Annotated in this window: 13 protein-coding genes; 7 read left to right on the forward strand and 6 right to left on the reverse strand. The window is 67.7% G+C overall.

Annotated features, from left to right (window positions below; translation table 11 throughout):
* Positions 1 to 61 precede the first annotated feature (61 nt).
* Complete coding sequence (locus EAO78_RS07085; RefSeq protein WP_122105159.1) at positions 62 to 1381, forward strand: RNA-guided endonuclease InsQ/TnpB family protein; 1320 nt, start codon at positions 62 to 64, stop codon at positions 1379 to 1381.
* Between the two features lie 155 nt (positions 1382 to 1536).
* Here EAO78_RS07085 and EAO78_RS07090 read toward each other — a convergent pair whose 3' ends face one another.
* A complete protein-coding gene (locus tag EAO78_RS07090; protein WP_122105160.1) occupies positions 1537 to 3315 on the reverse strand; it encodes an archaea-specific SMC-related protein in 1779 nt (592 codons plus the stop codon).
* 148 nt (positions 3316 to 3463) lie between these two features.
* Here EAO78_RS07090 and rdfA point away from each other — a divergent pair, with 148 nt between their 5' ends.
* Positions 3464 to 4120, forward strand: coding sequence for a rod-determining factor RdfA (rdfA, locus tag EAO78_RS07095; RefSeq protein ID WP_122105161.1), 657 nt, complete (start codon positions 3464 to 3466; stop codon positions 4118 to 4120).
* A gap of 38 nt (positions 4121 to 4158) precedes the next feature.
* On the opposite strand, the gene EAO78_RS07100 is transcribed toward rdfA, so the two are convergent.
* Positions 4159 to 4923 (reverse strand): enoyl-CoA hydratase/isomerase family protein, encoded by a 765-nt coding sequence (locus tag EAO78_RS07100; protein WP_122105162.1) that lies wholly within the window; start codon positions 4921 to 4923, stop codon positions 4159 to 4161.
* Positions 4924 to 5353: 430 nt separating this feature from the next.
* Here EAO78_RS07100 and EAO78_RS07105 point away from each other — a divergent pair, with 430 nt between their 5' ends.
* Both EAO78_RS07105 and EAO78_RS07110 read left to right on the forward strand, forming a co-directional pair.
* Positions 5354 to 5632: a DNA-directed RNA polymerase subunit L gene (locus tag EAO78_RS07105; protein ID WP_122105163.1), complete on the forward strand. Its 279-nt coding sequence runs from the start codon at positions 5354 to 5356 to the stop codon at positions 5630 to 5632.
* Positions 5633 to 5760: 128 nt separating this feature from the next.
* Entirely contained in the window at positions 5761 to 6789 is a 1029-nt protein-coding gene (locus EAO78_RS07110) for a glycosyltransferase family 4 protein (protein WP_122105348.1), read from the forward strand.
* Between the two features lie 50 nt (positions 6790 to 6839).
* Here EAO78_RS07110 and EAO78_RS07115 read toward each other — a convergent pair whose 3' ends face one another.
* Positions 6840 to 7181, reverse strand: coding sequence for a DUF7510 family protein (locus EAO78_RS07115; protein WP_122105164.1), 342 nt, complete (start codon positions 7179 to 7181; stop codon positions 6840 to 6842).
* Positions 7182 to 7293: 112 nt separating this feature from the next.
* Between EAO78_RS07115 and EAO78_RS07120 the strand changes: the two genes are divergently transcribed.
* Genes EAO78_RS07120 through EAO78_RS07130 form a run of 3 tightly spaced genes read left to right on the forward strand, consistent with a single transcriptional unit; the run spans position 7294 to position 11011 of the window.
* On the forward strand, positions 7294 to 8568 hold the full coding sequence (locus EAO78_RS07120) for a Single-stranded DNA binding protein (RefSeq protein WP_122105165.1): 1275 nt from the start codon (positions 7294 to 7296) through the stop codon (positions 8566 to 8568).
* Complete coding sequence (locus EAO78_RS07125) at positions 8565 to 10214, forward strand: hypothetical protein (RefSeq protein ID WP_122105166.1); 1650 nt, start codon at positions 8565 to 8567, stop codon at positions 10212 to 10214. Before EAO78_RS07120 ends, EAO78_RS07125 begins: the two co-directional genes overlap by 4 nt.
* On the forward strand, positions 10214 to 11011 hold the full coding sequence (locus EAO78_RS07130) for a metallophosphoesterase (RefSeq protein WP_122105167.1): 798 nt from the start codon (positions 10214 to 10216) through the stop codon (positions 11009 to 11011). The genes EAO78_RS07125 and EAO78_RS07130 overlap by 1 nt, the downstream gene beginning before the upstream one ends.
* 36 nt (positions 11012 to 11047) lie before the next feature.
* Here the strand turns inward: EAO78_RS07130 and EAO78_RS07135 are convergent, their stop codons facing one another.
* From EAO78_RS07135 to EAO78_RS07145, 3 genes are read right to left on the reverse strand one after another with little or no spacing between them, the layout of a single operon-like run.
* A complete protein-coding gene (locus EAO78_RS07135; RefSeq protein WP_122105168.1) occupies positions 11048 to 12142 on the reverse strand; it encodes a glycosyltransferase in 1095 nt (364 codons plus the stop codon).
* The gene (locus EAO78_RS07140) at positions 12143 to 13129 is read right to left on the reverse strand and encodes a glycosyltransferase family 4 protein (RefSeq protein ID WP_122105169.1); all 987 of its coding nucleotides are present in this window, start codon (positions 13127 to 13129) and stop codon (positions 12143 to 12145) included.
* A gap of 10 nt (positions 13130 to 13139) precedes the next feature.
* Entirely contained in the window at positions 13140 to 14006 is an 867-nt protein-coding gene (locus tag EAO78_RS07145) for a hypothetical protein (RefSeq protein WP_122105170.1), read from the reverse strand.
* Between the last annotated feature and the right edge of the window lie 137 nt (positions 14007 to 14143).

A 14143-nucleotide genomic window follows, 5' to 3' on the forward strand; every position in this document is an offset into this window, starting at 1 on the left:
ACGTTCTCAACCCGAACATATACATATATGAGAGTATAAGTGATTATACAGGCGTTTCGAGATGCTGGAAGTCCACCGTACCCACCGAGCGAACATCCTCAACCACTCACAAGTAGAGGAACCGCTCGACCACCACGGGTGGAGCACCAGCAAACTCTGGAACGTCGCCAACTACCACTCCCGCAACGTGTGGGACGAAACCGGCGAGATTCCCGACCACGGCGACCTCAAAAACGAGTTGAAGACCCATCCAAAATACAAGGGACTACACAGTCAGTCCAGTCAGCGCGTTCTGGAGGAGCTCGCTGAATCCTTCAACTCATGGTACAAGAAGAGGAAATCCGATGACCGTGCGAATCCACCCGGCTACCGCAAGAAAAACTACTACGACGACAACGATAATCGCGTCCACGAAGAACACCCGCGTTCAACCGTGACGTGGAAACAGAACGGCATCAAACACGACTCGAAGAACAACCGCGTCCGTCTCTCGAAAGGCGCGAATCATAAGGAACACCCGAAAGCGTGGGAATACATCCTTGTCGAGTATGAAACTCGGCCCGGAGTCACTGTCGAGAACCTGCAACAAGTTCGTGCAGTCTACGACAAGGCAAAGGGACGCTGGGAACTCCACCTTGTCTGCAAAGACGAAATCGAGACGCCTAACGCACCCGGCGAGGAGACGGCGGGTATCGACCTTGGAATCTGTAACTTCGCCACGGTCGCGTACAGCACCGAAGAAGCTGACCTCTACCCCGGTAATCGCTTGAAGCAGGACGGGTACTACTTCCCGAAAGAAATCGCCAAGTGCGATGATTCAGGCGGTTCTGAAGCGACTCGTCTCCACGCGAAATGGTCGGAGCGCCGGACCCACTTCTTCCACAGCCTCGCAAAACACATTGTTGAGAAGTGTGTTGAGCGGGGGGTTGGCCGTATCAACGTCGGAAAACTCGCTGGTGTCCGCGAGGACGACAACGGCAAGTCGAAGAACTGGGGTAAACACGGCAACCTCGACCTGCATGGCTGGGCGTTCGACAGATTCTCGAACATCCTCGAATACAAGGCGGAGGTCGAAGGCATCGAAGTCGTAGAAGTTTCAGAGCGCGACACGAGTAAGACGTGTTGCGTCTGCGGTAGAGAAGACGAGAGTCAGCGTGTCGAGCGTGGGTTGTACGTATGTGAAGCGTGTGATGCTGCGTTCAACGCTGACGTGAATGGGGCGGAGAATATCCGTCTCGACATCACTCAAAGTAACTCCGAGTCTGTACCCGGTTTGGGTGGGGATAGGAGTACCGGCTGGTTGGCACAGCCCGGAGTCTACCTTTACGACTTGTCCAGGGGATTCTTACCGCGGGAACAAGTGGTAGACTGCAAACCTTAATATCCCAATTGCTGTCGGGAATCCTCGCCCTTCAGGGCGGGGAGGATGTCAACCTGTCCGGCGTCGCCGATCCCGACCAGCGGACCGACCCGGCCAGCGGACCGAGACAGTCCAGCACCGAGACGGTCCGGCACCGCTCCCGCCCGCCCTCTGCCTCACGTCGACGCGTCGGCGCTGACGACGTCCCACTCCGCGGGATCGACGACGGACGCCTCGAGGGCGTCGTGTTCGGGATACGCCGTGAACACGAGGTACTCCGCGTGCCCGTCGAGGTACTCGACGAGCGTCGAGAGGTTCCCCGCCGAGAGGCCGCCGAGCCGGTCGAGAAGCAGGACCGGGACGTCCTCGCCGACCTCGAACGCCTCGTGACCGGCCAGCGCGGCGACGATCCCGAGCAGCTCCAGCTCCCCCTCGCTCAGCGCGTCGAGCGAGGCGGTCCGGCCGTCGCGCGCGACGACCAGCTCGAACTCGCTCGTCAGCCGCGCGGTCTCGAAGCTCGTGTCGAACCGGTCGAGGAGGTCGGCGATCGCCCCGTCGAACGCCTCCCGCGTCCGGCGTTTCATCTCCGTCTTCCGGTTCCGCAGCGTCTCGATCTCCTCGCTCAGCGCCTCCCGCTCGTCCGCCAGCGTGGAGCGCTTGTCGGCGCGACGCTCCAGGTCCTCCAGCTCGTCGCGGCGCTCCTCGAGTTCGGTCTCCACCCGCGCGAGCTCGCTCGCGACGTCGGCGACCTCCTCGTCGCGCTCCGCGACCGTCTCCTCGAGCGACTCGATCCGCTCGTCGAGCTCGGAGCGGTGGTCGCGCGCGGACTCGAGGCTCTCGGCTCTGTCGGCCAGTTTGGCCTCGAGGTCGCCGATCCGGCGGTCGAGCTCGTCGCGGCGCTGCGTCGCGTTCCGGATCCGGTCGCGACGGGACTCGAGCTCCTCCACGCGGTCGTCGTACTCGGCGCGCTCGGCCGTGAGCTCGGAGATGCGGTCGCTGAGCGCCTCGAGGTGCTCGCGGAGGGTCTCCTCGTCGGTCTCGGTGCCGCAGAGCCAACAGGCCACGTCGTCGCCGAGAAGCCCCCGGTCGCGGTCGGTGAGCAGCTCCACGCGGCCCTCCGTCAGCACTCGCCGGTTCGCCGAGTAGACGGCGCGCAGAAGCTCCACGTCGGTCCGGATCGACTCCCGACGGTCGCGGATCCGCGAGAGCTCCTCGCTCACGTCCTCCTCGGGGACGGTGAGCGACTCGCGTTCCTCCCGGAGCTCCGACAGCGTCCCCTCGATGCGATCGACCGCGTCGGACAGGCGGTCGACGCGGCGGTCGGTTCGGGAGCGTTCCGCTCGCAGACGGCTCAGCTCCTCGCGTTCGGCCTCCTCGCCGTCCGCGTCGTCGGCGTCCGCGAGGGAGTTCCGGCGCTCCGTCAGCTCCTCGAGCCGATCGTCGAGCCGGGTCACCTCCTCTTGAACCGACGGAAGCCGGTTCGCGGCGTCCTCGGCGTTCGACAGTTCGGCGTCGACGCTCGAGCGCTCGGACCGGAGCTCCGCGATCCGCTCCTCGATGTTCTCGAACTCCAACGGTTTCGTCAGGAGGTCCGCGAGGTCGTCGCCGCGCCGGACCGCGTCCCGGATCGCGTTGTCCTCGTCGAGAAACGCGTACAGGTCCGCCCGGATCCGGTCGTACTCGTCCTCGAGCAGCCCGGATCCGCGAGTGACGACGGTTCCGTCCTGCCGCCGGAGTTCGACCGCGTAGGAGTCGTCCGGGGTCTCGAGTTCGACCCTGCCCGCGTCGGCGCCCTCGGTGAGCGGCGCCGCCGTTCCCATCGCCGTCTCGATGGCCTGGAGGAAGCTCGATTTCCCCTGCCAGTTCGTGGCGCGCACCACGTTGTTCCCCGGGGCGATCCTCGCGGAACCCCGACGGATGCCGGCGACGTTCTCGATCGTGAGCTCCCAACCCATAGCGGCCCTTCGTAGGGGCCGCGTTAAGTTTTACTACTCCGGAACCCGACGGTCGGACAACCGATGGCACGAGTACGGCGGATCGACCGGGCGGGCGTCCCGTTCCCGGGAACGAAACGACACGTCCGACGGGACGAGCGCTCACCGCATGAGCTGTAAGATCGACGCCGCGATCGAGGAGTACGGGATCGACGTCGCCCAGCCGGAATACGACGACGTCGACGACTATCTGCTCCGACGGTGGCGGGGCGACGACGGTCGGCCGGCCGACGGCTACCGGACGCTCACCGACTGGTTCAACAAGCGGCTGCTCAAGCGGGTGTACGACGACCACAACCGCGCGGCGACCGGGGTTCGGCTCGACGGCGAGTACGAGGCGTTGCGGTCCGACGACGACCTCGTCCGCCGGGAGGTCGCCGACGACCTCCGGGGAGAGGGCATCGACGTCGAGGCGCTGACCGCGAGCATGCCCTCGTGGAGCACGATGCGACACCACCTGAAGGACTGCCTCGACGGAGCGAAGCCGACGGAGACGGCGACGTCGGAGTGGGAACTCGAGAGCGTTCGGATCGCCGCCGACCGCGCCGCGGAGAAGGCCGAGAAGGCGGTCGGGTCGCTGGCGTCGAAGGGGGAACTGGTGGACGGCGAGACCGCCGAGGTCGACGTCGACGTCCAGTTGACCTGTCCCGTCTGTCACGTCCGAACCCCGTTCCGCGAGGCCGTCGACCGCGGGTACGTCTGTCGGGAACACGCGGAGAGCCGAACCGAAGGCGACCCGAAGCCGATCGAGGGTCGGACCGACTAGGACCGAGAACGGACGAACCGGTCCGTCGTCGCCGCGCGTCAGTCGAAGTCGGGACGGCGTCCCTCGAGGAACGCCTCGACGCCCTCGCGATGGGCGTCGGTGTCGTACGCGAGCGTCTGAAAGTGGGCCTCGCGCCGGAGCCCGTCGTCGATCGACCGTCCGAGGTTCTCGTGGATCGCCTCCTTCGCCAACGCGAGGTTCTCGGTCGGGCGGGCGGCGAGCGTCTCGAGCAGGTCGTCGACGGCCGCCTCGAGTTCGCCGTCGGGCGCGACCTCGTTTATCAGATCGAGCGCCGCGGCGCGCTCGGCGTCGATCAGCTCGCCGGTAAAGGCGAGCTCCTTGGCGGTTCTGAGCCCGACGAGTCGGGGGAGCGTCACGGTTCCGCCGAGGTCGGGGACGAGGCCGACGTTGATGAACGACGCGCCGAACCGCGCGTCGGGGGCGGCGTACGCGAAGTCCGCGGCCGCGACGAGCGAGAGCCCCGCGCCGACCGCGTCGCCGTTCACCTTCGCCACCACGGGGAGCGGCGCGGTGAGAACGGCCTCGGCGACCCGACCGAGCGTCGCGCGAACGCGGTCGTGCGCCTCCCGGGCGCTCTCCTCCCGCTCGGCCATCGCCTGGATGTCCCCGCCCGCACTGAACGCGTCGCCCGTGCCGGTTATCACGACGGCGTCGAGCGAATCGGGATCGAGCTCCTCCAGCACGCCCGCCAGTTCACGGGCGACGTCGGCGGTGAGCGCGTTCTTCGAGTCGGGGCGATCGAACGTGACGTGTCTGACGGCGTCCTCGTCGCGAACGTGCATGTGCGTACCGTCCGACCGGCGCGTATATATGGGTTGCCGGTCGGAAGGGCGGGCAGGGACGCTCGGGAAAGAAACATCGGAATAACAGTATGTATAGACAAAATATGTGATTTGAAAGATATTTATCCAAGAGGCGTGAATAAATTACATCTAAAGTACTATAAACTGCTTTGAGGTCTGCTTCCCAGAGATTCGAGATATCGTTGATGACGACTAGAGATCGCGTCTATCGTACATTCAGCGGGTTTATATTCCAATTAGTTCGAAATAGACGGACTAGTGCGATATACAAACTTCTTGGTATTACTCATATACTATCAGAACAACTGTATTATTTCGGTCGTGAACGGCGACGCTCGACGGCGATCGGAGGCGAACGACGATATCCGGGAGACGAAACGTTGAAACGCCGTTCGGGCGAATCACGGGTATGGAACTGCGGGTAATCGAGAAGACCGACACGGAACTCCGCATCGAGATCGCCGGCGAGGACCACACGTTCATGAACGTGCTGAAGGGCGCGCTGTTGGAGACCGAGGACGTCGCCGCCGCGACCTACGACATGAACCCCGAGCAGTCCGGCGGCCAGACCGACCCCGTGCTCACGGTGAAATCCGAGTCCGGGGACCCCCTCGACGCCGTCGAGGCGGCGGCAGGGGCGATCACCGACCGGACGACCGCGCTTCGCGACGCCGTCACGGCGGCCTGAGCGCGTCGGTCGCCTCGTTCTCCCCCGATCCCCCACGTTCTATCGACTCCCGTTTCGGCCGCGAGCCGCGAGGGACCATAGCTAAGTAGCGAGTCTCCGATCGTGGACGTATGCCGCCGAGCGTACTCATGTTAGGATGGGGGTATCCGCCGAACGTCACCGGCGGGTTGGACGTCCACGTCGGGGAGCTGTTCTCCGGACTGCGAGACGAGTTCGACGTCGACGCCAAGCTGGTGTTGCCGGCGGAGCTGGCGCCCGAGGACGAGCCGGGACTGGAGGGCGTCGAGACCGGCGAGGGCGACGTCGCGACCCGAGTGGGGCGTCTCAGCGACCGCTTCGTCGAGCTCGCCCCCGACTACGACGTGATCCACACCCACGACTGGTTCGGATACGGACCGGGACGGGAGGCGTCGCGGGCCTCGGACGCGACGTGGGTGTCCTCGTTCCACTCGCTGGCGAGCGACCGGAACATCGACCCGCCCACGCGCGAGGTCGAGACCGAGCGACGGCTCGCGAACGCCGCGGACACGAACATCGCCGTGAGCGAGATCGTCCGCGAGGACATCCGGGAGCTGTACGGAGCCGACTCGCGCGTCGTCTACAACGGCTTCTCGACGCCGAAGTTCTCCGGGAAGGACGTCCGCGAGGACCTCGGGATCGACGGCGAGATGCTGTTCTTCGTCGGGCGACACACAGACCAGAAGGGGATCTCACACCTGCTGTACGCGATGAAGAAGCTCCGCGGACGCGACGTCACGCTCGTCGTGGGCGGCTCCGGCCACCAGACGGAACAGCTGAAGCGGTTCGTCGAGCTGGTGGGCATCGAGGAGAAGGTGGAGTTCGTGGGCTACGTGCCCGAGGCGGAACTGGGCGACTACTACGCCGCGAGCGACGCGTTCGTCTCCCCCTCCTTCGCCGAGCCGTTCGGGATCACGATCACGGAGGCGCTCGAGGCGGGAACGCAGGTCGTCTCGACGCGCTGCGGGGCCGCGGAGATCCTCCCCGAGGGCTGTCTGATCGAGGTCACCCCGGACTCGGAGTCGATCGTCGACGGGCTGGCGGCCGCGCTCGACCGGGAGTCGCCGCCGGAGTACGAGCGCCGCGACTGGTCGGCGGTCGCCGAGGACACGCTCGCGGTCTACGAGGACGTCGCGTAGGCGGTCCCTGAGACGTCTGCGCTCGGATCCGGTCGCCAAGCGGCGTTCGTCTACTCCTCCCGGAACACGTCGATCTCGGTCACCGGCTCCGGATGCCGAACCCGGAAGCCGTCCGCCGTCTCGATCACGCCGCGGGTGCTCTCGACCGCCCCGCGGTACGGGGTTCCGTCGTCCTCGCGGGCCGCCGCGCCCTGATACGGCGAGGTGTACGGTGAGGCGTACGACGACTCCGAGACCGGCTCGTCGAAGTCCTCCGGCGGGAGGTAGATCCGTTCGCCGCCCGGCGATCGGACGACGACGGCCACGTCACGCGTCCCGGTCACCTCGATGACGGTCCGCTCCGCAGTGACGCGAGTGTCGATCCCGACCTCGCTCGTCTCGATGTCGGCCATGTGCCCCTCTGTGGACGGGAACGGTTTAGCTGTGCCGGACGTTCGGACGCTCGGTCGCGGATCGGAACCCCCGGGTGAACCCTTTTGTGCGGTCGCGTCGAACTCGCGACCGATGGACGTCAACAGCCATGCCGAGGAGCTCGCCTCCGACCTCGGCGTAGACAAGGCGGAGGTCAAAGCGGACCTGGAGAACCTACTCGAGTACAGCGTTCCGATCGACGAGGCCAAACAGAGCGTCCGCCGGAAGCACGGCGGCGGAGGCGGCGGGTCGAGTCCGACGCCCGAGTCGGTCGACCTCGTCGAGATCACGACCGACCACGGCAACGTCACGGCCACCGTCCGCGTGCTCACCCGTGGCACCAGAACGATCCGATACCAGGGCGACGACCTCACGATCCGGGAGGGGGAGCTCGCCGACGGAACCGGAACGATCTCCTACACCGCCTGGCAGGACTTCGGGTTCGAGCCGGGCGACTCACTGACGATCGGCAACGCCGGCGTCCGCGAGTGGGACGGCGAGCCCGAGCTCAACCTCAACGAGTCGACGACGGTCGCGATCGCGGACGAGCCCGTCGCGGTCGACCACGAGGTCGGCGGCGACCGCGACCTCGTCGATATCGCCGCGGGCGACCGCGGCCGCAACGTGGAGGTGCGCGTCCTGGAGGTCGAGTCGAAGACCATCTCGGGACGCGACGGCGAGACCGAGATCCGCGAGGGCGTCGTGGGCGACGAGACCGCGAAGCTCCCCTTCACCGACTGGGACCCGCGCCCGGATCTCGAGGTCGGCGCGGACCTCCGGATCGAGGACGTGTACGCCCGCGAGTTCCGGGGGGTTCCCTCGATCAACCTCACCGAGTTCACGACGGTGACGCCGCTCTCGGAGCCCGTCTCGGTCGCCGAGAGCGCGCCGCGGCTCTCGGTCGGCGAGGCGGTCGCCTCCGGCGGGATGTTCGACGTCGAGTTCGTCGGAAACGTCCTCGAGGTGCGCGACGGCTCGGGACTCATCGAGCGCTGCCCGGAGTGCGGTCGGGTGACCCAGAACGGCCAGTGTCGGAGCCACGGCGAGGTCGACGGCGAGGACGACCTCCGCGTGAAGGCGATACTCGACGACGGCACCGACACCGTCACCGTCGTGCTCGACGACGAGCTCACGGCCGAGGTGTACGGCGGCGGGCTCGACGAGGCGCTCGCGGCCGCGAAGGACGCGATGGACAAGGACGTGGTCGCGGAGTCGATAGCGGACACGCTCGTGGGCGGGGCCTACCGCGTCCGCGGGAGCCTCTCGGTCGACGAGTACGGCGCGACGCTCGACGCGACCGCCTTCGAGGAGGCCGACGACGACCCCGCGGAGTCCGCCCGCGCGGCGCTCGCGGAGGTGGGCCGATGAGCGACGACGGGCCGGGCACCCGCGAGGTCGCCCACCGGCTGTTCGCCGCGGAGTTCGACGACGCCTCGCTGTCGTACTCCGAGAGCGACGAGGAACGGGCCCCGAACTACGTCGTGACGCCGACGGGCGCGCGGGTCAACCGGCTGTTCGTCGCGGGCGTGCTCACCGAGGTCGAGCGCGTCAACGACCGGACGAGCCGCGGCCGAGTGGTCGATCCCTCCGGGGCGTTCGTCACCTACGCGGGCCAGTACCAGCCGGACGAGCAGGCGTTCCTCGAGCGCGCTGAGCCGCCCACGTTCGTCGCGCTGACGGGAAAGGCCCGGACGTTCGAGCCGGAGGACTCCGACCGGGTGTTCACCTCCGTCCGTCCCGAGAGCCTCAACGAGGTCGACGCCGACGTCCGCGACCGGTGGGTGGTCTCCGCGGCCGAGCGGACCCTCGACCGGCTCGCCGTCCTCGACCGGGCGCTCGCGTCGGACCTCCGCGGCGACGACCTTCGCGGCGCGCTCGAGGCCGGCGGCGCACCCGCGTCGCTGGCGGCGGGGATCCCGAAGGCGATCGCCCACTACGACACGTCCCCCGCGTACGTCGAGGCGGTCCGGCGGCTCGCGGTCGACGCGCTGGAGATGATCGCCGGCGATCGCGACGACGTTCGTGCCCCTGAGATCGCCCCCGACGCCGGCGGCGACGCGACGATCGGTCCCCTTCCGGACACCGACGTGCGGATCGAACCGACGGCGACCCACGGAACGAGCGAGGCGGCGACCGAGTCGACGGGCGACGACGCAGGATCGGCGGAAACGCGGGACGAGCCGGCCGAATCGACGACCGGATCGGCCGACGTATCGGACGAGCCGACTATCGACGACGCGGAGTCGGACGAGTCCTCGCCCGACGCAGCCACGGCGACCGAACCGTTCGAGGACGGAACGGAGGAGGACGGAGTCGGTGCCGTGGGTGCTGGCGACGAGATCGGCGACTTCGACGGTTCCGACGGTCTCGACGATCCCGTCGAGTCCGATGCGCTCGACGGTCCCGACGGTCCGGGCGACGCCGAGGACGAAACCGGCCTCGGGGACTTCGATGACGACGGGATCGGCGGCGGTGGAGCCGACGGCGATGGGGTCGATTCCGGTGGAGCCGACGACGATGAGGTCGGCGATGCGGACCCGGAGACGACGGCTCCCGACGCCGCCGACGAGATGTACGAACTCGACGATGCGGAGCGCGAGGAGATAGAGTCGGAGTTCGGGACCGACTTCGCGACCGGCTCCGAGGTCGACGATCCGGGGGAGGCCGACATCGACGTGCCCGGACCCGAGGAGATGTCCGAGGGCGTCGGAGTCGACGACGGAGACGGGGCCGCGGCCACGAGCGACGACGACGGGCCGGGGTCCGCGGGAGACGACGGAGGGAGCGGGGACGACGAGGGGGACGACGCGGCCGCCGACGTCGACCTCGAGGCCGCCGCCGTCGAGAGGATGGAAGCGCTCGACGACGGCGACGGCGCGGACCGCGAGGCGGTCGTCGAGGCGGTCGCGTCCGAACACGGCGTCGACCCCGATACCGTCGAGGATGCCGTCCAGGACGCGTTGATGGGCGGGAAGTGTTACGAGCCGGGCGACGGACTGCTCAAAGCGATCTGATGGCCGCGGTCGAGCCGGTCGTCGACGAGCCGGCGGCCGTCGCCGACCTCGGCGCGGAGCGGGCGCTGCTCGTCGCGGACGTCCACGCCGGCATCGAGGTCGGCCTCCGCTACGAGCGTGGGGTGGAACTCGAGAGCCGCGCGGACGAACGCGTCGACCGGCTGTGTTCGCTGATCGACGGGACCGGAGCCGACCGGATCGTCGTCCTCGGCGACCTCGCACACCGGATCGGCGCGCCGGAGGGCGAGGAGCGCGAGGAGCTGGAGACGCTCGTGTCGGCGGTCACGGACCGCGTCCCGCTGACGCTGGTCGAGGGGAACCACGACGCGGGCGTCGCGGAGGCGTTCGCCGACGAGATCCAGGTGATCGGACCCGAGGGCGGCATCCTGCGGGAGGGCCCCCGTCCGGACGCCCGCCAGTCCGACCTCGCCGTCCTCCACGGGCACACCCGACCCGATCCCGCGATCCGGTCCGCGGACGTGGTCTGTATGGGCCACGAACACCCGCAGGTCAGACTCGAGGACGCGGTCGGCGGGTCGCGGACGGAGCGTGCGTGGCTTCGCGGCCCGCTGAAGCCCGCCGTCTTCGGCGACGAGGAGGCCTCGGACGGCGGGGGGGAGACCGCGGCTTCCGGTCCCGAACTCGTCGTGTTCCCGGCGTTCAACGAGCGCTCCGGCGGGACGTGGATCAACGTCGAGGGGGGGTCGTTCCTCTCGCCGTTCCTCCCGGAGGGGCTCGCCGCCGGCGACGCGTACCTCCTCGACGGGACTCGACTGGGGGACTTTCGACGGATCTGACCTGGCAGACTCGCCCGCGTCGTCGCGGCCGTCGGCTCACTCGACGGGGTCCTCGGAGAGCGGCCAGTCGCCCTCGACGCCCGTCGCGCGGTCGGTCGGCGTCCGCGCGTTCCGGTAGAGGTGCTCGAGGTTCTCCAGCGTGCGGTCGACGTCGAACCGCTCGACCGCGCCGCGCGTGTCGCGATCGGTCGAGAGACACGTCTCGATCGCCTCGGCCATCCCCCCGAAGTCGCCGCGTTCGAACCGCTCGCCGTTGTCGGGGCCGATCGTCTGGTCGAACGGCGGAACGTCGGCGGCGGCGACCGGGGTTCCGCAGGCGTTCGCCTCGAGCGTGGACAGCCCCAGCGTGTCGCCGGTTGAGGCCGTGACGAACGCGTCGATGGAGGAGTAGAAGGTCGGGAGGTCCTCCCGCGGGAGGAAATCACGGAGCTCCACGTTGTTCGGAGCGTCGCGCTCGAGCGCCTCGCGGCGCGGCCCCTCGCCGACCACGACGAACCGGTATTCGGGGAGCACCTCGGCCACACGGAGTATCTCCTCGACGTTCTTCTCCATGCTGAGCCGGCCGCTGTAGCCGATCACGGTCCGTTCGGGATACCAGTCCTCGGCGGTCGGTTCGAAGAAGTCCATGTCGATCCCGACCGGGAGCGGGACGTGTTCGACGTCGCGGTCGATCCGCTTCGTCGAGGCGGTCACGACGTCGAACGTCCGGAGGAACGCGTTCTCGAACGGGACGTACAGCCGCGAGAGGGCCGACGCGACGGAGGCAATACCGATGCTCTGGTGGAAGTACTCCTCGAGCGGCGTGTGGTGGGTGTATATCGACGGGAGGTCGTGTTTCCGGGCGTAGTACCGTCCGAGCATCCCGACCGGGGCGGGGCCGTGACAGTGGACCACGTCGAGCTCCGGCAGCGTCGAGAGGCGGCGATACGTCGGGATGCGGTATCCCTTATAGAACGGGTTCGGTAGGGATCTAACTGGTATCTCCCGCTCGTCGGGCTCGTAGTCGCCGTCCGGATAGATCACGTACACCTCGTGGCCCCGCGCCTCGAGCTCCTCGCGCCAGAGGTCGATCGTGTAGGTGACGCCGTCGATCCCGGGAAAGTAGCTATCGGTGAAGAAGCCGATCCGCACTCAGATCACCTCCCCGTACAGCGACCGGTATCGCTCCGCGACCGTCTCGAGCGCGAACTCCTCGCTCCGTTCCGCCGCGTTCGTGCCGATCCGGTCGCGGACGCCGGGGTCCGCGAGCCGCTCTATCGCCTCGACGAAGGCGTCGACGCCGGCGTCGGCCGCGGTCTTCAGACACTCCCGGCCGTCCTCGAGCCAGGAGAACGTCTCGATGTCGCGGACGACGGCGGGCTTTCCGGCCGTCATCGCCTCGAGCAGGGCGATCCCCTCGTTCTCCTCGTGGGTCGGGAAACAGAACACGTCGCCGACGGCGTAGGCTCCCCGAACGTCGTCGACGTAGCCGGTGAACGTGCAGTTCTCCGGCGATCCCTCGATCAGCGCCGTCGTCTCCCGCCCCTTCAACGAGAGGTCGAGCGGGCCGAACCACGCGAAGTCGACGTCGGGCATCCGGCGGGCCGTCTCGACGAACGTCTCGAGGCCCTTGCGTTTGATCACGTGACCGACGAGGAAGACGACCGGCTCCTCGAGGTCGTACCGGTCGCGGTAGGTCGCCTCCAGCTCCTCGAAGCCCGCGAGCTTCTCGCGGTCGACGCCGTTCGAGATCACCGTCGTCGGGACGTCGGTGTACGACTTGATCACCCCGCGGTTGTACTCGGAGGGACAGACGAGCGCGTCCGCGAGCCCGTAGGCCCACTCGAGATACGGTCGGAGCGGCTTCGCGAGGGCGTTCGTAAAGCGGAAGCTGTCGCCGAAGTCCTCCGCGGTGACGTGCGTGTTCGCGACGACCGGCACGCCTCGGCGGGCCGCGCGGCGCGCGTACCACGCCGACCGAGGTCCGAGCAGGTTACAGTGGAACACGTCGGCCTCGAGCGTCGGCTCGGTCGTGTACTCGATCCCGAGCCGGTCGAGCATCTTCCGCTGGTGGACGACGGACTCGCGGATCCCCCCGGTGACCCGCGACTCGAACTCGAAGTAGTGGCTGACCTTCATCGTCCGGCGGTCACTCCACTTCGAGCCACGGCACCTCCATCAGCGGCGGGATGTGCGTCTCGATGTGGTGTTCCCAGACGCCCTCCTCGCCGAAGGCCTCCCCGTGGTCGGCGGTGACGACGACCGTCCCGTCGAGCTCGTCGACCAGGTCGGCGACGGACTCCAGGGCGATCCGCAGGTTCTCCTCGTACAGCCGGAGCGCAGTGACGCGGGTCCCGTCCGTCACGAGGTCGGTGGGATCGAGCTCCAGCCACAGCCCGGCCTTCTGGGCGAACTCGCTGTCGTCCAGCCGACTCTCGATCTTCGGCCGGATCGAGTCGCTGATCGAGGAGAGCAGCCCGTCGTCGGAGCCGTCCCCGTCGGCTTCCGCCTCCTCCTCCTGTCGTTTGATCCCCTTCTGGATCTGTTTGAGCTTCTGGCCCTTACCGCGGGAGAGGTACGGCGCGTGCGGCTGCATGTAGTGGAGCACGGTGCGGTCGGCCCGCTCGACGGCCGCCTGCTCGTTTCGGAACGCCTCCGCGATCCCCTCGGGCGGGACGGTTCCGAGGTCGTCGTCCCAACCGCTCTTCCAGACGTCGAAGACGTCGCTGATGTGCTCGGAGGCGGTCCACTCGTAGTCACAGCTCGCGCCCCACTTGAGCTCGTTCAGCGGGATTCCCAGGTCGTTGATGAACGGGTTCCCGGAGAAGTACGCGATGTCGTGATCGCCGGTGAACGTCCGGTAGGCCCACTCCGGCGTCGACGAACCCGTACTCCAGCGCTTCTGTAGATCGCCCTCGAGATAGTCGTCGTAGACGTCCCGGAAGACGTCGTATCGGCACGCATCGAGCACCAGACAGTAGTCCCACTCCGATTCGAGGAAACGCTGGTCTTCCATCGGTTGCGGGTACGTTTCGGATCGACCGTTGTATTCTTATTGGTCCGTGGATCGCCGTGGCGATCCGTGTCGTCGTCAAATCCAGTGGCCGTCGGCCATCGCCCGCGCGGATCCGCCGGGCGCTCGTGGTCGATCAG

The sequence above is a fragment of the Halobellus captivus genome, assembly GCF_003697845.1.
GTDB classification, from domain to species: Archaea; Halobacteriota; Halobacteria; order Halobacteriales; family Haloferacaceae; genus Halorubrum; species Halorubrum glutamatedens.